Source organism: Paenibacillus sp. J31R120, assembly GCF_056269225.1.
The window spans coordinates 49,000-69,737 of the sequence record NZ_JBWDNN010000008.1 but is presented as its reverse complement, the minus strand read 5'-3'; the positions used below and the strand labels follow the sequence as shown (position 1 = coordinate 69,737).

The window sequence follows — 20,738 nt, the reverse complement described above, 5'->3', positions numbered from 1 at the left end:
GAAAAGTTTAGCAGCTAATGTTAGGAAAGTATCAGGTGGGACCGGCTTTTAGCTAACGTTTTCGGTTGGGACGAGCAGGGCCTCCAGCTCTGCGGCTGGCAGCGGCCGGCTGAACAGATAGCCTTGCAGCTCATCGCACTTGAGCTCCTTGCAGAAGCGAGATTCATCGGCTGTCTCGACGCCTTCCGCCACAACCTTCATGTTCATGCTATGGACAAGCTCGATGATGGCGCGAACGATAGACGACTTTTTGTCATCGCTTGTAATGCCTTGAATGAAAGAGCGGTCAAGCTTCACATCGGAGATCGGCAGCCGCTGCAGCTGATTCAGCGACGAATATCCCGTGCCGAAATCATCGATCGAGATCTGGATGCCCAGATTGCGCAAGTACAGAATCGTATCAATGACTTGGTCGATATTGCGCATGAAGACGCCCTCTGTAATTTCAAGGCATACATAGTGCGCTTCAAGCCCTGTTGCCTTCAGCTCGCTGAGGATCATTTCCTTTAAGTTGCCCTGATAGAAGTGACGCGCCGATATGTTGACCGAGACGCTGATCTTCTTCAGTCCGGCATCCTGCCAGGCTTTATTCTGGCGGCAAGCCTCGCGGAATACCCAGCGGTCGATCTCCAGAATAAAGCCGGACTCCTCCGCCAGCGGGATGAATTTATCCGGCGGCACAAGCCCCAGCTCCGGATGCTTCCAGCGAATCAGCGCTTCGATGCCGCATAGCTCACCGGTTGCGGCGCTAATCTTCGGCTGATAGTAGAGCGAGAATTGATTCTCTTGCAGCGCCTTATACAGACCGTTCTCCAGCCGCATCTTCTCAGCAATGAGTGGCAGCAGATTCGGCTTGAAGAAGCGGTAGCAGCCATCTCCTTCTTCCTTGGCGTTATACATGGCAATGTCCGCATTGCGGACGATGGTATCCATATCGTCTCCGTCATGCGGATAGGCGCTGATGCCGATGCTGACGGTCAGGAACAGCGGCATGCCGTCGATGATGAACGGCTCGACGAAGCAATCCAGAATGGCTTCCGCATGGCGAGACAGCTCCTCCTCCTCTTGATAACGGACGACAAAGACGAATTCGTCCCCGCCGAGGCGGAAGACATCGCAGGATTTGCATTGAATGGATTGGAAGCGCCCCCCGGCCAACTGCAGCAGCTTGTCCCCAAAGGCGTGGCCCAGCGTGTCGTTAATCTGCTTGAACCGGTTAATGTCGGTGAACAGCACGCCGACCTTCAGTCGTGAGCCTGCGCCGGTGTTCATGGCAATCAGCTCCTGGAAGTGCCGGGTGAACTGATGGCGATTAGGCAGTCCTGTCAGCATGTCGTAATACGCCAGCTGATGGAGCTGCTCTTCCGATTGCTGCAGAAGCTGAGCCTGCATCTCCAGACGTTCGTTGTTGCTTTGCGATTCACGGAACAGATAGAGCAGGCTGCTCGACATATGCTTGATATTCATAATGAGCGAATGAATTTCGACCGTGCTGCTCTCAGGCAGCTCCAGCGCATTGTTATGCTTCAGCTTGAGCGGCAAATTCGTTGTCACGACCGCCAGCCTCTTCAAGCTGCGGGCAAAAGAGCGGTTGATGAGCAGCGAGACAAAGGCTGCTACAAGCCCAAAGCCGATCAAATAGAAGATATGAGTGAAATATTTGCCGAGCAGATACTTCTGGTAGTATTCCAGCGGGAACGTAATGACAATTTGTCCGGTTCCGTTGCCGAGCTTGGATTGGAACAAAAACTGCTCATCATTCCAGGTATAAAGCTTTAAACGGCTAAAGCTATTGTAATTGGATGAGAAATACAGATACTCGCTGATTGGCCTGAACGTCTTCTCGCCGAACGGATCAATATGCGTACCAATCAGTCCGTGATGGTTCGATGCGACGACCTGATGCTGGTCATTCGTCAGGCTGAACGTATAGGTATCCGTCGTATAACGATCGATGAGGAATTGCAGCGTGCGAATCGATACGCCATCTGATGGAATCGTATAGGGAACATTGGATGCGCCCCATTCTTTTGTAATCGTGTTCGTGGCTTGCAGCGCGATATCCTCCACGTAGTAGCTGACTTCCTTGAAGGAGTTGATGCTGTTCACCAGCATATTCAGCAAGAAGCTGACGAGTACAATGCCGAGCGACAAATGCAGGAGCAGCTGGCTCATGGATCGGGGCAGACGCTTGATGCTGGACATGCCGCTCCAGCGGCTAAGCGGCAAGTATTGATGGGCGATTTCCGCGAATAGTGCATTAAATAAGCCATTGATTGCGATGAGGCAAGCAATAAGCTTAATATCGATTCCTGTCCCTGAATAATGTTGATTATAGAAGAAATATACGAGCGGCGCGCCGATGAGCAGCCAGAAGAAGAGGTCCGTCATAAACAGCCGGCCGCGATACCGGAGCATCAGCAAGCCGACGATGAGGGCTTCCAGCAAGCCGATCGCCTGGAACATGAGAAGATCCGCGGAAGCGGCTCCAGCCAGGAAAGCGGCGCAGGCGGTCAGAAGCCCTCCCCAGATCCCGAACAGCCGGACAGACAGAAGAACAAATAAGCTGGTGAGTGAAAAGGTAATGCCGTATATGAAATGGAACTGGCTCCATTCTCCTGCAACTGCCAGCAAGGCGCAGAGCGTGAGAGAGATGGCAATCATCCATTGGTTGCGAGGTTGATGAGTTGGATTGCTCAAGTTCGTCCTCCAGTTGCTGTTAGAAGCGATGTAATGAACGATAGATACGATGTATAAAAGCGCGTTATTTGGCATATGTATGTCGTGTTAATTCCCTAATATTCGACAAAATTTTCTTAAATCCTCCTTTCAAAAAAGAGGGTCGATTGACGTTAATTTGCATGCTTGTACCTGTCATGATATAGTTCTATTATCGAATAGTTCGACAATAGAATTAATTAGAGGAGGAGGGAACGAAATGGAAAAAGACCTCAGCCTGTTGAAATCCTTGATCCATCGCTACGAGATTGCGAATTTTATCGTAGAGCGAGGTCTCCATGTTAAGGTGAAGGACTTGATGCCAGAGGAATTGACCGTCGATCAGTTCAAGACGCTGCGATTTCTTCGACATAACGTCAACAGTACGGCATCGGAGCTTGCTCAATTTTTTTGTGTGGGCAAAAGCTCGATTACCGCGATTATTACCCGGCTGTCGGATAAGGGGCTCATTGATCGGATTCAGGATGATGACGACCGCAGAGTCATTCATTTGAAGCTGACAGAGGAGGGGGAGCGCATCAGCAGCCTGCTGGAGGAGCGCGTGCAGAATGTCCTTGCGGATATTATTGAGCACTTCGACGCGAAGGAAGCAATCGCCTTCATCGAGACCTTCGAGAAGCTGGCAAAAGTTGTGAAAGCCGCCCAGTAGTGCCTAGAGAGATCGACTTGGAAAAGAGAGGAAGATCATTGATGAGGGTTGTGTTGAAGTTAAAGTGGCTGGTCCTCGCCCTTTGGTTGCTTGGATCGGTGGGCCTGATGCTGAGCGCGCCGGCCATGGAGGAGCTGGTTCGCACGAAGGGCCAGATTACGGTGCCGGAAGGATATTCCTCTTCGGTAGCCGGACAATTGGAGAAGGCGATCGGTGGGACCGGCACGGAAGAAGGCGGAGAGCCGGGGATGTCTACTGTGCTTGTCTTTCATAAGGAAGGCGGGCTGAGCGAGGCGGATCTGAAGGAAGTCGAAGGAGCGCTAGCGAAGCTGGATGCGGAAGGCGAAAAGCTCGGCGTCAGCTCCGTGATGACCCACTTCGATATACCGGAGCTCGCAGAGCAAATGGTGGCGGAGGATGGCAGCACCATTCTGTCACTCCTAACCGTTGAGGCGGGCGATCGCGAGCTGAAGGAAGTACAGGATGGCCTGTACGAAGCGCTTGAAGGCGTATCGGTCGATCATTACTACACAGGCAACTGGATTATTAATGAAGACGTGATACAGAGCTCACAAGAGGGTCTGAAGAAGACGGAGTTTATTACAGTCGGATTTATTCTGGTTATTCTATTCCTTGTATTCCGTTCTGCGGCGGCGCCGCTTGTGCCTCTTCTGGCCGTCGGCTTCACTTATCTGGTGTCGCAATCGATAGTCGCTTTCCTGGTGAAGTATGCGGACTTCCCTCTATCTAACTTCACGCAGATTTTCCTTGTAGCTGTCCTGTTCGGTATCGGAACGGACTACTGCATTCTGCTGATTAGCCGCTATAAGGAGGAGCTTGCGCATCGGAGCGACCGTACGGAGGCGATTGTGCACACGTACCGTACTGCGGGCAGAACGGTATTGTTTTCCGGCTTGGCGGTGCTGGTCGGCTTTGCTTCCATCGGCTTCTCGACCTTTGTGCTGTACCGCTCGGCAGTAGCGGTGGCGGTAGGTATTCTTATCCTACTATTAGCCTTGTTCACACTGGTGCCGGTCTTTCTCTCGCTGCTCGGCAATGCGCTGTTCTGGCCGTCGAAGGGCAAGCTGGAGCATAAGCCAAGCAAGCTGTGGGATGTCGTTGGCCGCTTCTCCCTGAAACGCCCTGTCTGGGCGCTTCTTATCCTGGCGGTCATCATCGTACCGTTCCTGACGGCATATAAAGGGACGATATCCTTTAACTCGCTGGATGAGATCGGAGACAAATACGATTCGGTCAAAGGCTTCAATATTATTGCCGACAGCTTCGGTCCAGGCGAGTCGCTTCCGACCGGCGTGATCGTGAAGTCGGATGATCCGCTCGATACGCCGGAAGGCCTTGCGGCATTGGAGCAGGCAAGCCGCGAGCTGTCGAAGGTCGAAGGCGTGAAGACGATTCGAAGCGCAACGCGCCCGACAGGCGCGATCCTGGACGATTTTCTCGTTGCGGATCAAGTGCTGACGCTCGATGAAGGACTTGGCAAAAGCGGCGAGGGTCTCGGCGAGATTAGTACCGGACTTGCCGATGCCAGTACCGCATTGAACGAGAATGCGCCTAAGCTTGCGGAAGCGGCGGATGGCGCCGGGCAGCTTGTCAGCGGCACGAAGGAGCTGAGGTCCGGAGTTGAGGCGCTGGCATCCGGCCTGAAGGCGATTCAGAAGGGGCTTGATGACGGCACAGTCGGAGCGGAGGAACTGCTCAGCGGCTTGACTGAGGCGCAGGAAAGCGCCAAGAAACTTGCTGCTGGAAGCGCAGAGCTGCTGACCGGCTATAAGGATTTGGGCGGTGGCTTGACGCAATTAAGCGGCGGCTATGAGGCGATTGCAACCGAGCAAACGAAGCTGGCGGAAGGGCTCGCAGGCGTAACTGCCGGTCTCGACAGCTTGCAGGAGAAGCATCCCGAGCTGAAGCAAGACGAAGCTTTCCAGCAGGCGCTGGGCGCATTGTCCGGTATGCAGCAGGGTGCGGCCGCGCTGGGCACGCAGCTTGCAGAGCTGAATAAAGGCCTGGCCGGTATCTCTACCGGCGTAGAACAGGCCAACAAAGGCTTTGCCGAAGCGTCTGCCGGCCAGTCCGCGCTTGCGGAAGGATTATCGCAACTCGCGACAGGCCTCGGAGCGCTGAAGGACGGTATTAGCCAAGCGGCGGCTGGCCAAGGACAGATTGTAGGGCAGCTGCCGGGCGTGACGAAAGGCCTTGGCGATCTTGCCAAAGGACAGGAGGAGCTGAAGTCCGGCTTCGCATCGCTAGGCGATCAGCTCGGCGAGCTGACAAGCGGACTGGATCAGAGCGTCGACGGCTTGACGCAAGTGACGGACGGCCTGTCATCGGCCGGAGGCTACCTCCAAGGCTTGGCGAACGCACCGGATAAGAATATGACCGGCTGGCATATTCCGCAGGAGGCAATCGAGGATGAGCAGTTCCAAGCGTCGCTGGATGTCTACATGTCGCCTGACCGCAAGACGGCGAAGCTGGACGTTATCTTCGAAAGCAATCCGTATGCGCAAGACACGATGGCTGAGATTGAAGCTCTGAATGCTGCGGTCAAACGGGCCTTCCAAGGCACATCGCTGTCGGGTGCGGAGGTCGCGATTGGCGGCGTTACGAGTATGAACCATGATTTGAGCACAATCTCGAACGGTGACTATTCCAGAACGGTCATGCTGATGTTGATTGGCATCTCCCTTATCTTGATCGTGCTGTTCCGTTCCATTGTTATTCCGATTTATATCGTCGCTTCATTGCTGGTCACGTTCTACACGTCGCTGGCGATGGCGGAAGTGATCTTCGTCCGCATGCTGGGATTGTCCGGCATCAGCTGGGCGGTGCCGTTCTTCGGCTTCGTCATGCTGATCGCGCTAGGCGTTGATTACAGCATCTTCTTGATGGACCGCTTCAGGGAATACAAGGATCTGGATCCGAAGAAGGCGATCCTGGAGGCAATGAAGAACATGGGCGCGGTCATCATGTCCGCGGCTGTCATTCTGGGCGGAACCTTCGCAGCGATGCTGCCTTCCGGCGTCATGTCGCTGCTCCAGATCGCGACGGTCGTCTTATGCGGACTGTTCCTGTACGCTCTCGTGATCTTGCCGCTCTTCATTCCGGTCATGGTGCGCACCTTTGGTGAGGCCAACTGGTGGCCGTTCATGGCAAGTCGCGAGCAATCAAGCAGAGAGCTGAAGCAGTATGCAGTCATTAGCTCCAATAAGGAAGGACAATAGTTTTTGGAAACCCGAGCCTCGATTGAGGTTCGGGTTTCTTTATTATGCGTGAGGTGCATGGCGTCGTGTAGAGCGGTTAAATGGGGAAGTGTCTTGGGTTACGGGGGTGAGCGAATAGTATTGCGTGACACCACTGAAGTTCGCGAATGGCGGGAAATGCAGGATTAGTATTGTGAAAAACAACTAAATGGAGAACCATGTGCCAGCTAGGCGAATAGTGTTGCGTGGCACTACTAAATTGCGCGAATGGCCTGGATTGCAGAATTAGTGATGTGTAAAACAACTAAATACAAAATCCTCGCCAGATAAAGTAAACGTGTTGAATGATACTGTTCAATTTCGTGAGTAGCCGGAAATAGTGTGAACGGGTTGAATAGAACTGTTGTACGGAGAAACTAACGTCATTGAATTAAGTAGCATTGCGACATGCCACTGATTGATCACTTGGTTGTTGAGCTATATAGAACCGGCTTGGGAACACTACATATGAAAATGATGAGACGCTCCTCTGATCTGCCTCAATATGATGGCCGTGATACAATCAAATATAAAGCAGCCAAAATGCACTTAGACATTCGACTTCACAGGTAGTAAGATGGACGTATTGCGTTGCCCCAAGAGGGCAATCTTGAACAATGACAGCATGATATGAGTGGAGGGAGGCTGCTTATGAAGCGGCTTTTGGTAATTTTCACGGGAGGCACCATTGGAAGCAAGGCGGAGGGACTGGCGATCAACGTTAGCGACAGCGGCTCATATACGCTGTTGGAGGAGTATCGCAAGCAGCCCTTCTATCGAAATGATGTACAGCTGGATACGATCCAGCCGCTGAATCTGCTCAGCGAGAACTTAACCCCTCATGACTGGGCTGTACTGGCAGCGGCCATCCGGGAGGTCGATTGGAGCCTATACGAAGGCCTGATTGTTACACACGGATCAGACACACTGGCCTATACGGCAGCGATGATGAGTTATCTGTTCGCAGACATTCCGATTCCGCTCGTCCTGACGGCAAGCAACTATCCGATCGCGGACGAGAGAAGCAACGGCCTGCGTAATCTGTCGAGCTCCATTGATTTTATTGTGAATGCGGGGCTTCCCGGCATCTTCGTCGTCTACGAAAACAATAAAAGCGAGCCGCTTGTGTACTTGGGTACAAGAATATTTCAGAATGAGTCTTTTACGGATCAATTCCTCAGTCCATATGAGCTCGTCTACGGGAAGATGGGCAGCGACAGAACCTTCCAGCTGGTGGAGGACCTGCGCAATCCCGATCCGGACAGCTTAGCGCCGCGTGCCAGCACGCTGTCGTGGGAGCCGTCGATACTGAAGCTTGAGGATGCCGTGTTATACATAAAGCCGTATCCGGGCTTGAATTATGAGTTGTACGACTTCAGCAAGAAAAAGCCTAAAGTCATTCTGCATGACCTGCATCATTCCGGCACCGCGAACGCGCTGGAGTCCGGACCGTATTCGTTAACCACTTTTATCGAGAAGAATAGAGAGCTCGGGATCGATTGCTACTTATGCCCCATCAAAAACGCAACCGATGCGTTGTACGATTCCTCACATCGGCTGATTGACGCCGGAGCCCGGTTCATTGAAAATATATCCATAGAAGCCGCGTTGACCAAGCTGATGCTGGCATACGGCATGATTGCAGAGAATGAAGCTCGTGATGAGTTCATTCGCAGCGAGTCGATTTACTATGAGAAGCTTGAGGTGCTGTCATGATTATGGAGTCGGTCACGTTGCTCACGAGGAAGCGTCCGGAGGAGCTGCTGCCATTCTATCGGGATGTATTGGAGTTGCCGGTCATCGATTCTGCGGAGAACCGCTTTACGGTACAAACAGGGTACTCGAGCCTGACCTTTCTACATCAGCCAGAAGACGCTGCACAGACGCCTTATTACCACTTTGCGATTAATATTCCGGAGAACAAGCTGGATGAGGCGAAGCAATGGTTGGAGAGCCGAATTGAGCTTGGCACAGAGGATGGATCGGATATCTCCCACAGCGAGCTGTGGAACTCCCATTCCGTATATTTTCTCGATCCGGCAGGCAACATTCTTGAGCTGATTGCGCGCCATACGATGGACAATGCGGTGGACCGGACGTTCGATCCGAAGCAGGATTTACTTGGCATCAGCGAGATGGGGCTGCCGACGAAGGATGTGCCGCGAGCTGTAGATGAGCTGGAGGCGCTCGGCATCCCTACCTATAAGAGGCGGGACCCGGTCTTCAATCCGGTCGGCGATGAGGAAGGCATCTTCATTGTCGTGAAGCCGGGACGCAGATGGCACTTCACGAATTTGACAGCGGCATGCTTTTCATTCCAGGTTAACGTGAAGGGGATCGGCCCGCTGACGCTGGAGGAAGGCGAGTCGGGACTGGTCATACGCAGAGAATCGCGATGGGAATAAAGTATTTCAGAGGAGGAGAAGCAAGATGAGCAATGTAACAGTAAAGGTTGGAGAGACGGTGCCGGATTTCACTCTGCACGCCTCGAATGGTAAAGACGTATCGCTTAGCGACTACAAGGGCAAGAAGCTGGTTATTTACTTCTATCCGAAGGATATGACACCGGGATGTACGGCTGAGTCCTGCGACTTCCGTGATTTCAATGGTGAATTCGCGGCAAATAATGCGGAAGTCGTCGGCATTAGTCCGGATGATCTGACTTCCCACGAGCAGTTCGTCAATGAATACAAGCTGCCTTTCCTGCTTCTGTCGGATACCGATCATAAGGTGTCGGAGCTGTTCGGCGTGTGGAAGGAGCTTAGCTGGGGCGGCAAGACGTTCCTTGGCGTAGAGCGCGCAACCTTTATCCTCGACGAAGAGGGTACGTTGGTGCGCGAATGGCGCAGCGTCAGCGTAGAAGGGCATGCGGCTGAAGTGCTCGAAGCGGTGAAGTCTTAAAGGCCTGGCGGTGAGCAAACGTGTAGCAGCTGGTATTATCCAGCGATAAGGAAGAGCATATTCTAGCCGATACCGCTATCGATAAAAAAAGGTCCTCCCGTCTCAAGCTGCATCAAGCAGTCTTGAAGGGAGGACCTTTTTTTATTTCTGATCTTTCTTCCAATTCGGCAAATGATTCACATAGCTGTCGGACAAATTCAGCAATTCTAGCGCGCGTTCGAATTCGTCTTCGGTTGCCTTGTTCTCGTCGTTGCCGTCGCCAGCGAGCGGATAATGCTTGCCGTCCTCGAAGCCGCTGCCCGACATGAACAGCTCTTGGCTGCTCAGGAACGAGCCGCTCGGCAAGTAATAGCGTTGAGGCAGGATGTTATAAGTCTGATTGAACAAGTCTTGGCCAAAATGAACCTGGTCGTTCAATGACATGCCCAGCAAATTAGCTACAGTCGGCAGCACGTCGACTTGTCCGCCGAGCTGCTCGTACTCGGCTGGCTGCACGGTTTTGTCCGGATTCACGATAACGAGCGGAATATTGATCATATCCGTGTACGTGTATTCACGCGAGTAAATTTCCGCCATCAGATCCTTCTCATGACGATCCAAAGAATAGATAGGCAGGCCCAGATGATCGCCGTACAGCACAATCAAGCTGTTGTCCCAGATGCCGCGCGCCTTGAGGTCTTCAATGAATATCCCCAGTGCGTGGTCGGCATAGTTCTGCGCGACAATATAATCGCCAACAAGCGTGTTGTTGAAGCGTTCCGGCAGCGTAATGAGTCTCTTGTCATCTGGAATGGTATACGGATGATGCGCCGTCATGGAGATGACTTGAGCATAGAATGGGTTGTCATTCTGATCCATACGCGCCAGCTCATCTATCGTTTTCTTATATAACATGTCGTCGGAAGCGCCGAAAAATACAGTATCTTCCGTACCGAAAAACTCAGCATCGTAATAACGGTCGAAGCCGATCGCCTTATACAACTCCCCGCGATTCCAGAATTCCACGACGTTCGTATGGAAGGTCGCCGTATCATAGCCGTGTCCCTTCAGGAGCTTCGGCAAGCTAGGCAGCTCTTTGCCTGCATACATCTGAGTCGCAGCGCCGCGAGGCGGAATGTACAGCGATGTATTAATAACGAATTCGGCATCGGATGTATTGCCTTGTCCAACCTGCTGGTAGAAGTGCTTGAAGTAGCTGTTCTCCTTCACGAGCTTGTTCAGATTTGGCATGATTTCTTGACCTTCAATGTTTAGTCCGACCAGGAAATTCTGCATGGACTCCATCTGCAAGATAATCAGGTTCTTGCCGTTAGCCGTTGCGTGCAGCACCGGTTCGGCTGGAGGCTGAGTCTTCTTGACGGAGTTAATCTTATCTTGCGAGATTTGGTCCGAATCGACATAGTCGATATCTTTGTTGGAGAAAATGGTATACGCCTCATAATTAAGAATACCCATTTGTTCTGCTTTGACGATCTCATTCATGCTGGCACGGTTCGGCAGTACGTTGAACAGACAGATAACCAGCGATACCGTCAGCAAGCCGACGACGAATCTGGTATTCTCTTTGCGCTTGAACGAGTTTTTCCACTCTATCGCCTTATTCTTGCGGAACATCAGGAACATCAGAATCACGACATCCGTGTAGATGAACAGGAAATAAGGGTCCATGAGTGAAAACACGCTGTTTTTGACTGCGGTAACCTGGTTCACCTGCGCAAGTGCGAAATAGGTGACAATTACGCCGTAATACTTGTAATACATGATGACTGCAAATAGAATAGATGTCATGGTCAGGTTCGCTATGAGATAATAGAGAAGCTTCCTCTTGCTGGCGAACCACTCAATGAGGCAATACACGATAAGTACGAACGGAATTTCCTTGAGCATAGTCGTCCAGGACGGACCGCCTTCGAAAATAACCATCCAAGCCAAGTAGCTTTTGAGAAGCATAATGAGCGAAAAAAACAAAATGGGACGAGTGCTCAATAGCCGCTTTGATGTTATGATTGACACTTTGACCCTACCTTTCACAGCAAAAACCGGCTTTCTCTCCGAGCCAGCCGCCAGCGCTTTTTTTCTATAATTATAATCGTATTGTAAATCCACTATCATTATGCTCCTTCTGGGAGGCAATTGTCAAAAGGCAAAAGGGCCCTTAACAGGAATGTCGAAAATTAACAAACGTTAGTCGCATCATCCTGATGTCTGCAAACGTCAATAGATAGGATATGCCATGTTACGAACAGGAGGAACCAGAATGGGCAGAGGGAAGTTTTTGATGTTGGTCGCACTCGCGGTCGTCGTTGTGCTTGGCGCATATGCCGTCTTGGAGAAGAAGGAAGCGGTCACGGAGACGCCGCCGAAGCTGGCCGAAGGAGCGGATGACGGCTCTGGCGAGAGTGAAGGGGAAGTATCCGGGCAGACTCCACAAGAAACGGGCGGAGAGGCGACAGAGACTCCTGCGACGGACAAGCCAAGCGGTGGCGATGCGACAACGCTTCCTGCAACGGACAAGCCATCAGGCGGAGAGGCGACAGCACCTCCTGTTACGGATAAGCCGGGTTCGGCTAATGGCGGACAAGCCGGTATCTCCAAAGGCGAAGACGGTGCCATTGCGGTAATCGGCAAGCCGGAGAGCGTGGCAGCGCTTGTGAATCCGTTCAATATGCTGCCGGACGATTACGTGCCGGGCGATCTGGTCTACCCGGATGTTCGGTTTATTTTCAAAGAAAAGATCGAGAAACGGATGATGCGTAAGGAAGCGGCGGAGGCGCTGGAGAATCTGTTCGCGGGCGCCGAGAAGGATAATATCTATCTGGCCGGCGTGTCGGCATACCGCTCTCACAAGACGCAGAAGGCTTTGTTCGACCGCTATGTGAAGCGCGATGGCTATGAGAAAGCCAGAACATACAGCGCATTACCCGGAACGAGCGAGCATGAAACAGGGCTGGCGGTAGACGTCACAAGCAGCGACGGCAAGTGTGCAGCGGCTGATTGCTTCGGCGATACGAAGGAAGCGGATTGGCTGAAGAAGCATGCGGCGGACTATGGGTTCATTATTCGCTACCCGGAAGGAAAGCAGGATATAACGGGTTACCAGTATGAGCCTTGGCATTTGCGATATGTAGGCGTGGACCTTGCCCTCGAGATTACGGCAGACGGTTCGACGCTGGAGGAACACTACGATGCCGTTCCAGTTAGCGGAACGAAGTAGAGAATGATAAGTTGAAGGCAGACGCACAATAGAGAAACGGCGCAGCGGCTGGAGATAAGCGAATAGCCAGCAGCATGCATGAATGGACGCTAGTCCCCAGGCTGCGCCAATGAGGCGGTTCTTTAAATCTTTGATTCAAATGTCTTGCAGTCGGTTTCTTCGGAATGGCTTGCCTGCTTGCCGCGATTGCTGACCACATAGATACTGCTCGCACCGCAATTGTTTCCTGCCGCCCAAAACTTGCATGAGTTCACTTCACATAATACGTCCTTTGCCAATGTCTATTCACCTCCTATGAATAGGATGGTCAAGGGCAACCCTCTTTTATACTTAGTACAAATCGGATTTGTGGCGACACGGAGGTGCCGAGCGTGCATATCACCATGCTCCAAAATATTTATTTGATCATTATGCTGCTCAATATTTTTCTGGCGATTACGGTTATTTTTTTGGAACGGCGCAATGCCAGCTCGACTTGGGCTTGGCTAATGGTCTTGTTTTTTATTCCGGTGCTTGGATTTATTATGTATCTGGTGCTGGGACAGAAGGTTCGGAAGCGGCAGCTTAACAAGCTGCTAGGGGATAATCAAAGAATATTGGAAGATACGCTGGAGAAGCAGAGGGTTGATCTGCTGGAGCACCGGCTGCTCAAGGCGGATAGTGAACTGTCGGAATACCAGGATATGATCTACATGAACCTGATTACGAGCTACGCTCTGTATACCAGCAATAATTCCATCGAGATCTTCACCGAGGGCAATCAGAAGTTCGATGCGTTGATCGCAGATATTGACGCAGCGCAGCATCATATCCATCTGGTCTACTATATCGTTCGCGATGATGCGCTTGGCAGGAAGCTGGTCGGGGCACTGACGAAGAAGGCGGCGCAAGGCGTTGAAGTCCGATTCTTGTACGATCATATCGGCAGCTCGAATTTGCCGCGGCGGTTTTTCGGGGAGCTTCGCGAAGCAGGTGGGATGGAGGCAGCCTTTTTCCCATCGCGCATTCCTTACCTGAATCTGAAGATCAACTACCGCAATCATAGGAAGCTTGCCATTATCGACGGCAAGGCTGGCTACATAGGCGGCTTTAATATCGGAGACGAATATTTGGGCCTTAATAAGCATTTTGGAGAATGGCGGGATACGCATTTGAAGGTGACGGGCGGCGCTGTCCTGCAGATGCAGGCGCAATTCCTGATGGACTGGAATCTCGCATCCTCCGGGCGTATTAATTTGAGCGAGGCGTATTTCCCCGTTGTTCCTTTTGTGGGCGGGAAGATCGGCATGCAACTGGTGGCGAGCGGACCGGATACGGAGTATCAGGAGATCAAGAACGCCTATATTAAGATGATTTATTCCGCCAAAGAAACGATCAGGCTGCAGACGCCGTATTTTGTGCCGGATGAGAGTCTGATGACGGCTCTGCGCATCGCGGCGCTGTCCGGCGTCAAAGTATGCATCATGCTTCCGAGCAAGCCGGATCATTTCTTCGTCTATTGGGCTACGCATTCCTATTTGGGCGAGCTGCTGAAGAGCGGGGTGCATGTTTATTTGTACGAGAAGGGTTTTCTTCACGCGAAAACGCTAGTGGTGGACGGCAAGATCGCTTCCGTCGGAACGGCCAATCTGGATATTCGCAGCTTCAAGCTTAATTTCGAAATGAATGCGTTCATTTATGATTATGAGACAGCTACGCGGTTAATTAATATCTTCGAGGAGGATGTGCTTCACTCCCGAACGCTGACCCAAGAGGATTACGACCAACGACCGCTGTTCAACCGGTTCAAGGAGTCGATTTCTCGGCTGCTTAGCCCCATACTATAGTCCTGCAACACATAAAAAGGGATTTCGCTTATCGATGATAACCGAAATCCCTTCATGTTTCTGAGAAACAACTATTCAATTTCTTCAAACGCTCCATTCTACTGCTTGCACAGCCTCTTGAATTAGGTATTGCATGATCCTTTCGAATGTATCATCCACTTCCGATTATCCAACTGCACCGAGTCCCCGCATGCTCCTGTATACGGCCAACTCCTTCCCGCGTTAGTGGAACACGCTTCGCTAACCTACTTCAATGGACTATCCCCTCTCGTTTGTTATGACTCTATTATAGCTTATTATTTTAATTTTGTAAATATTCAGACTACTCTTATTTGTGTCAAAAACGTTACGATGGTGTTAAGAAGCAGGGAAGGTTGACGGTGTCTGAAAATGAATTTATACTTAGTCTAAAATCATTTGACGAAGGCGGCATGAAGAAGTCATGAACAAAATAAACTTAACTATACAGAGGAAAGCCGTGTACGAAGTTGTGCAGCAGGCGTTCGACCATCCGACAGCAGCGGATGTGATTGAGAGATTACGCAGCAACGGCCATAACTTTGCTTATGGCACAGTCTACAATTCTCTTCGCTACTTAACAGATGTCGGGCTGATTCGTGAGCTGAAGCTAGGGGAGGCGGTAAGCCGATACGACGCAAGAATGGAAGATCACCAGCATATCATGTGCGTGAAGTGCGGGCGAGTGGACGAGGTATTGGTCGATATGCCTGCAGATTGGATGGCAAGCGTAGCGAAGGAAACTCATTACCGCATCGAGCACGCCCACGTCGTTCTGGAGGGGGTGTGCGAGACATGCGCGAGCAAAACTTCGTGACGGACCCATCTCCGCAGACGGGTGTCCTCTGTTCTTTGACGCAGAGAGTTATGATCATCAGTCCGCTGCCGGATCGCGTGCGCAGCCTGCTGGTGGCCTTGTCGACAGAATGCTTCGACGTATTCTCCCTGCATGAATTTAATAAGGGTATGCTGCCAGCGCTGCAGCCGGAGCTGCTTGTCTATGATGCATTGCCATTGCCGCTGCCGTCCGTAGGCCATACGCTGGAAGGCGGAGCTGAGCTCCTGGCCGATGCGAGGGACTATAACGTTCCCGTGCTTGTGCTGCTCGACGCTCCTTCGTTCGAGGAGCATAAAGACCGGTCGCTCCAAGGCGCAGAATTGCTTCAGTGGCCTGCGCAGCCCGAAGAAGCGCTGAATCGCATTCACCGCATGTTGGAGAATCGTCCAGCCCAGGCAGCCGGCAGTCTGGAAGATGTGCGCGTCTTCAAGGATATCCGCATCGATCTGCGGAAGATGAAGGTAGAACGGGCAGGCGTACGGGTGGAGCTGACCAAGACCGAATACGACTTGCTGCTGTATTTTGTGAATTCGGACGGTTCCGTGCTGACGAGAGAAATGCTGCTGGACGACGTCTGGGGCTCGCAATTCTACGGCGGCAGCAACGTGGTCGATGTGCATATCAAGACACTGCGCAAGAAGCTGAAGGATAGCGCGGTATCGCCTCACTATATCGTCACGGTCCGCGGAGCTGGCTACAGGCTTGCGGATGACGTTATACACTAGCCTCCTCGTACGCTCGTATGTATTCATCTAATGTTCATACACCGTTCATCATGATTTCATGACAGCCGGACACCTGCAAGTTACAATTAGTTTAAAGATTTAGATCAAGTCTAAATATACAACTAATGAGGTGGATATAATGGACAATCGTTTGACAACCAATCAAGGCGCGCCGGTAGGTGATAATCAGAATTCGAGAACGGCAGGACAGCGAGGGCCGACCTTGCTGGAGGATTACCATTTGCTAGAGAAAATCGCGCATTTCGACCGCGAGCGCATTCCGGAGCGCGTCGTGCATGCGCGCGGTGCCGGAGCCCATGGTGTGTTCCGGCTGGAGAACAGTATGGAGGAGCATACGAAGGCTCACTTCCTGGGGGCCCCAGGTACCGAGACGCCGGTATTTGTCAGATTCTCGACCGTTATCCATGGTACCGGCTCTCCCGAGACGGCGCGTGACCCGCGCGGCTTCGCCGTGAAGTTCTACACGCAGGAAGGCAACTATGACCTGGTGGGGAATCATCTGCCGATCTTCTTTATCCGCGATGCGCTCAAATTCCCGGATATGGTGCATTCCCTGAAGCCCGCTCCGAACACAAATATTCAGGAACCGGCGCGTTACTGGGATTTCATGACACTCTCTCCCGAATCGACACATATGCTGACCTGGCTGTTTTCCGATGACGGAACACCAGCTACCTATCGAGAGATGGATGGCTTCGGCGTTCATGCGTACAAGTGGATCAACGCGGCAGGCAAGCAAACGTATGTCAAATACACATGGAAGACGCTGCAGGGCGTACGCAACTTTACCGCGAAGGAAGCGGCGGAGACGCAAGCAAAGGACTTCAATCATGCCACTCGTGATTTGTATGAAGCGATCGAGCTGGGCAATTATCCGGAATGGGAGCTGCATGTGCAGCTAATGCCGATCGAGCATGTCGACCGTTACGCGTTCGATCCGTTGGACCCAACTAAAATATGGCCGGAGGATATGTATCCTCTGCACAAGGTAGGCACGATGACGCTGAACCGCAATCCGGTCAATTATTTCTCGGAAGTCGAGCAATCGGCATTTGCCCCTAGCGTGCTGGTGCCGGGCATTGAGCCATCGGAGGATAAGCTGCTGCAGGGAAGACTGTTCTCGTATCCGGATACGCAGCGTTATCGGCTTGGAGCCAATTATTTGAACATTCCGGTCAATTGCCCGTATGCGCCGGTACGCAACTACCAACGCGACGGAGCAATGACGATGAAGGCTGATCCGTCCCCGGTCAATTACGAGCCGAATAGCGATTCTGGCAGTCCGAAGGAGGATGCGGCATACCAGGATTCGCATATCCCGCTCCAAGGCGATGCCGGACGTCAGAAAATCGACAAGACGGATGACTTTACACAGGCAGGTGAGCGTTACCGAGGTTTGCCTGAGGAGCAGCAGCGTAATCTCGTGTCCAATCTGGTCAATGATTTGCAGGCCACCAACGATGATATCCGCTTGCGCGCAATCTGCAACTTCTTCCGCGCCGACCGGACGCTCGGGATGAAGCTGTCCGGGGAGCTTGGCGTAGATATTAGCAAGTTTATCCCGCAGGGGCATGTTCAGGCGTAACTTAGCTATTTATATGTTCATTTTGGCAGCGGCTTTTGTGCGATAACTCGTGCAGAAGCCGCTGCTTTGTGTTACCACAGGGTAAGAACATCGTATTTGCTTACGAGCGGGGCTGGAGGTTAAACTAATAGATAGGTAAGTTAATCGGAATAAATTGGCATGAGCCAAGCTGTAGCAGAGGTGCTGCAAGCCGAAAAACTCGGCTTAAAGGGGTCGTTGGGCTCGTGAAGGAGAGCTGTAAGCCGATAAATTCGGCTTAGAGGAGCCGCACGAGCCGTGTAGGAGAGCTGCAAGCCGATAAATTCGGCTTAGAGTGGCTACCGCGCCCAGTTAAAGGCAATCATCTCCAACGGGCAGGAAAGACTATTACGAACAAACCAAACTTTTTTACATAAAAGCAATGGAGGTTGCAGAGGATGCTGTGGTCCAATCCAATCGTACAGACGGGTGCGATCGTGTTTTCGGTGCTGGCGGGGCTGAGCCTGATTATTATACGCATGCGCGCGGGCAAACGGCCGACGACGCTGAAGAAGATCGTCATCCCGCCTCTCGGTATGGCGACGGGATTCATCATGTTCGCAGTACCCGTTACCCATATTCCGTGGCTGTGGGGATTGTCCGCATTCGGAACGGGACTGTTGATCTTTTCTTTCCCGCTCATCGTGACCACCAGCATGGAAAAAGTGGACTCCGACATCTTCGTTCGCCGCTCCAAAGCATTCATTGCTATTATGCTGGTCCTCTTCCTGACCCGGCTTATGCTGCATAGCGTCGTGGAGCAGTATATGTCGATCCCGCAGACCGGGGCGATCTTCTACCTGCTTGCGTTCGGCATGATTGTACCGTGGAGGCTGGCTATGGTGGGCGATTATTTGCGCCTGCGAAAATTGGAGGCTTAAGCGTCAAGTTGGTCATACTACCCATTACCGAAACTTTTGGCGATGGGTGGTATTTTTTTATGGCTCAAAACGAACAGCGTGCCGACCGGTTTTCCTCAACAGGCTTTATTATGTCGGCTGTGGGCAGTGCGGTAGGACTGGGCAACATGTGGAAGTTTCCTTATGTAACGGGCCAATACGGAGGAGCTGCGTTTTTCCTGCTGTTTATGGTTTGTCTGTTGCTTGTGGGTTTGCCTATTCTGCTCGCCGAGCTCGCGGTAGGCCGGGGCGGACGCGGGAATGCCTCATCCTCCCTAAGCAAGCTAAGCGGCAGAAAGGCTTGGGGGGCGCTCGGCTTTTTATCCGTGGCAGGCTCCTTCTTCATCATGTCCTTCTACGGCATCGTGGCGGGATGGACGCTCCATTATGCGGTGCTGAGCTTTACAGGAGAGCTATTCTCCACCCAAGATTATGCGGGTCTCTTCGGGCGGTTCATGAATAGCTGGCTGCCGATCGGCTGGCAGCTGGTTGTGATGCTGGTGACGGCATTGGTCCTGATACGCGGCGTGTCTGAGGGCATTGAACGATTCAATAAAGTGCTGATTCCGTCGCTGGTTGTTTTGCTGCTGCTGTTGGCCGTTCAGGCGCTGTCGCTGGAGGGAGCGGGAGAGGGGATATCCTTTTTCCTGAAGCCGGATTTCAGCAAGCTAACGGCGGAGTCGGCGCTAGTAGCACTTGGGCAAGCCTTTTTCTCGATGTCGCTGGGAATGGGGACGATGGTTACGTACGGCGCTTATGTCCAAAAAAAACAGTCGCTCGGCACGGCAACCCTTGCAGTAGGTGTAGGGAATGTCTTGTATGCGTTGTTGGCCGGGCTGATTATCTTCCCGACCATCTTTGTATTTGGCATTGAACCGACTCAGGGAGCGGGTCTTGTATTTATTGCGCTGCCCGCTGCTTTCTCCGCAATGCCGCTCGGCGCGGTGTTCGGCGGATTGTTTTTTGTCCTTCTAGCATTCGCAGCGATTACCTCGGCGGTATCCGTGCTGGAAGTTCCGGTCGCTTTTGCAAGAGAGACCTTCGGATGGAGCCGTCCTGTCTCTGTCGCCATCGTGGGACTGTTTTGCTTCCTTGCGGGCGTTCCGTCCGCGCTGTCGCTGGGCGAGGGCCCTTGGCTTTCGTTTGGCGGGAGAGCTTTGTTCGATTGGGTCGACTTTATATGCTCCAATGTGGTACTGCCCATTAGTGGACTGGTTATTACGATATTTGCCGGGTATGTCTGGAAAGGGGCGGCTGAGGAAGCACGATTATCGCCGATATGGTTCCGAATCTGGCTGTTCATGCTGCGGTTTGTAGCCCCGGTGCTGGTCCTGCTGGTTTTGTTATATTATGCAGGCGTGATCCAAATTTAAGGGTGATCATGAAGGGGTGAAGATGCTGCTTAACCGCAGAGGCGCAGGATTGTCCATCCAATCGTGAGATGCAAGGCAGACGCAGCACTTGATGAAAGACAGTGGTGGATAGGCATCGGATCATCGACAAGCTATCCCTCTAATATTGATTGACAGCCGCTTCAAATGTAACTATGATGGTTCTATTAAGGAGGGAGAGTATGAGTACCAATAGTCAGTCTACGATTGCTCTGCATATTCTATCCCGTATTCGGTATGAGCAAGACCGGAAGGATACTTATATTTCATCCGAGGTCATCGCGCGGAGTGTAAATACAAATCCCGTATTCATCAGACGCATCTTGTCTGCGTTGAACAAAGCGGGTTTGGTTCAGGTTCGCCGAGGCAGCGTCAATGGCGGATGGAAGCTGGCGAAGGTGGCCGGAGACATCACGCTTCTGGATGTATACGATGCCGTGAACGGAGGGCCGCTTCAGGAGCTGCATCATAGTGAGCCGAACGATAATTGCCCGGTGGGCAGAGGCATAAAACCGACCTTAAGAATGTATTATGACCGGGCTGAGCTGGCATTCCGCAATGAGCTTGCGGCAACCTCGCTGGAGGCGGTCTATCAAGACATTATGGAGAACGCGCAGACGCGATAATTTTGTGGATAGTAGTTTTGGCGGGAGGTTA

General features: G+C 52.1%; 16 protein-coding genes. 13 read left to right on the top strand and 3 right to left on the bottom strand.

Features of this window, described 5'->3' with window-relative positions; translation table 11 throughout:
• Positions 1-48: 48 nt before the first annotated feature.
• Positions 49-2,700, bottom strand: coding sequence for a putative bifunctional diguanylate cyclase/phosphodiesterase (locus tag AC0YNW_RS23365; protein WP_475833976.1), 2,652 nt, complete (start codon positions 2,698-2,700; stop codon positions 49-51).
• A gap of 238 nt (positions 2,701-2,938) precedes the next feature.
• Between AC0YNW_RS23365 and AC0YNW_RS23360 the strand changes: the two genes are divergently transcribed.
• From AC0YNW_RS23360 to bcp, 5 genes are all read left to right on the top strand, one after another.
• The gene (locus AC0YNW_RS23360; RefSeq protein ID WP_475833975.1) at positions 2,939-3,388 is read left to right on the top strand and encodes a MarR family transcriptional regulator; all 450 of its coding nucleotides are present in this window, start codon (positions 2,939-2,941) and stop codon (positions 3,386-3,388) included.
• A 41-nt stretch (positions 3,389-3,429) separates the two neighbouring features.
• Positions 3,430-6,627: an MMPL family transporter gene (locus AC0YNW_RS23355; RefSeq protein ID WP_475833974.1), complete on the top strand. Its 3,198-nt coding sequence runs from the start codon at positions 3,430-3,432 to the stop codon at positions 6,625-6,627.
• Positions 6,628-7,296: 669 nt separating this feature from the next.
• Positions 7,297-8,361 (top strand): asparaginase, encoded by a 1,065-nt coding sequence (locus AC0YNW_RS23350; RefSeq protein WP_475833973.1) that lies wholly within the window; start codon positions 7,297-7,299, stop codon positions 8,359-8,361.
• The gene (locus AC0YNW_RS23345; RefSeq protein WP_475833972.1) at positions 8,358-9,050 is read left to right on the top strand and encodes a ring-cleaving dioxygenase; all 693 of its coding nucleotides are present in this window, start codon (positions 8,358-8,360) and stop codon (positions 9,048-9,050) included. Before AC0YNW_RS23350 ends, AC0YNW_RS23345 begins: the two co-directional genes overlap by 4 nt.
• A gap of 25 nt (positions 9,051-9,075) precedes the next feature.
• Positions 9,076-9,546, top strand: coding sequence for a thioredoxin-dependent thiol peroxidase (gene bcp, locus AC0YNW_RS23340; RefSeq protein WP_475833971.1), 471 nt, complete (start codon positions 9,076-9,078; stop codon positions 9,544-9,546).
• A gap of 141 nt (positions 9,547-9,687) precedes the next feature.
• Here the strand turns inward: bcp and AC0YNW_RS23335 are convergent, their stop codons facing one another.
• Positions 9,688-11,559: an LTA synthase family protein gene (locus tag AC0YNW_RS23335; RefSeq protein WP_475834123.1), complete on the bottom strand. Its 1,872-nt coding sequence runs from the start codon at positions 11,557-11,559 to the stop codon at positions 9,688-9,690.
• A 244-nt stretch (positions 11,560-11,803) separates the two neighbouring features.
• Here AC0YNW_RS23335 and AC0YNW_RS23330 point away from each other — a divergent pair, with 244 nt between their 5' ends.
• On the top strand, positions 11,804-12,760 hold the full coding sequence (locus AC0YNW_RS23330; protein WP_475833970.1) for a M15 family metallopeptidase: 957 nt from the start codon (positions 11,804-11,806) through the stop codon (positions 12,758-12,760).
• A gap of 122 nt (positions 12,761-12,882) precedes the next feature.
• On the opposite strand, the gene AC0YNW_RS23325 is transcribed toward AC0YNW_RS23330, so the two are convergent.
• Positions 12,883-13,038, bottom strand: a complete 156-nt coding sequence (locus AC0YNW_RS23325; protein WP_387479548.1) for a DUF1540 domain-containing protein — start codon at positions 13,036-13,038, stop codon at positions 12,883-12,885.
• A gap of 99 nt (positions 13,039-13,137) precedes the next feature.
• Between AC0YNW_RS23325 and cls the strand changes: the two genes are divergently transcribed.
• From cls to AC0YNW_RS23290, 7 genes are all read left to right on the top strand, one after another.
• Positions 13,138-14,586 carry a cardiolipin synthase gene (gene cls, locus AC0YNW_RS23320; protein ID WP_475834122.1) on the top strand — a complete coding sequence of 483 codons (1,449 nt, stop codon included), beginning with the start codon at positions 13,138-13,140 and terminating at the stop codon, positions 14,584-14,586.
• A 442-nt stretch (positions 14,587-15,028) separates the two neighbouring features.
• The gene (locus tag AC0YNW_RS23315; RefSeq protein WP_475833969.1) at positions 15,029-15,421 is read left to right on the top strand and encodes a Fur family transcriptional regulator; all 393 of its coding nucleotides are present in this window, start codon (positions 15,029-15,031) and stop codon (positions 15,419-15,421) included.
• Positions 15,400-16,167 carry a response regulator transcription factor gene (locus AC0YNW_RS23310; protein WP_475833968.1) on the top strand — a complete coding sequence of 256 codons (768 nt, stop codon included), beginning with the start codon at positions 15,400-15,402 and terminating at the stop codon, positions 16,165-16,167. The genes AC0YNW_RS23315 and AC0YNW_RS23310 overlap by 22 nt, the downstream gene beginning before the upstream one ends.
• 139 nt (positions 16,168-16,306) lie before the next feature.
• Positions 16,307-17,773 carry a catalase gene (locus tag AC0YNW_RS23305; protein WP_475833967.1) on the top strand — a complete coding sequence of 489 codons (1,467 nt, stop codon included), beginning with the start codon at positions 16,307-16,309 and terminating at the stop codon, positions 17,771-17,773.
• Positions 17,774-18,189: 416 nt separating this feature from the next.
• The gene (locus AC0YNW_RS23300) at positions 18,190-18,672 is read left to right on the top strand and encodes a CcdC family protein (protein ID WP_387479539.1); all 483 of its coding nucleotides are present in this window, start codon (positions 18,190-18,192) and stop codon (positions 18,670-18,672) included.
• 59 nt (positions 18,673-18,731) lie between these two features.
• The gene (locus AC0YNW_RS23295; RefSeq protein ID WP_475833966.1) at positions 18,732-20,063 is read left to right on the top strand and encodes a sodium-dependent transporter; all 1,332 of its coding nucleotides are present in this window, start codon (positions 18,732-18,734) and stop codon (positions 20,061-20,063) included.
• Positions 20,064-20,263: 200 nt separating this feature from the next.
• Positions 20,264-20,707, top strand: coding sequence for an Rrf2 family transcriptional regulator (locus AC0YNW_RS23290; RefSeq protein ID WP_475833965.1), 444 nt, complete (start codon positions 20,264-20,266; stop codon positions 20,705-20,707).
• The last annotated feature ends 31 nt before the right edge of the window (positions 20,708-20,738 follow it).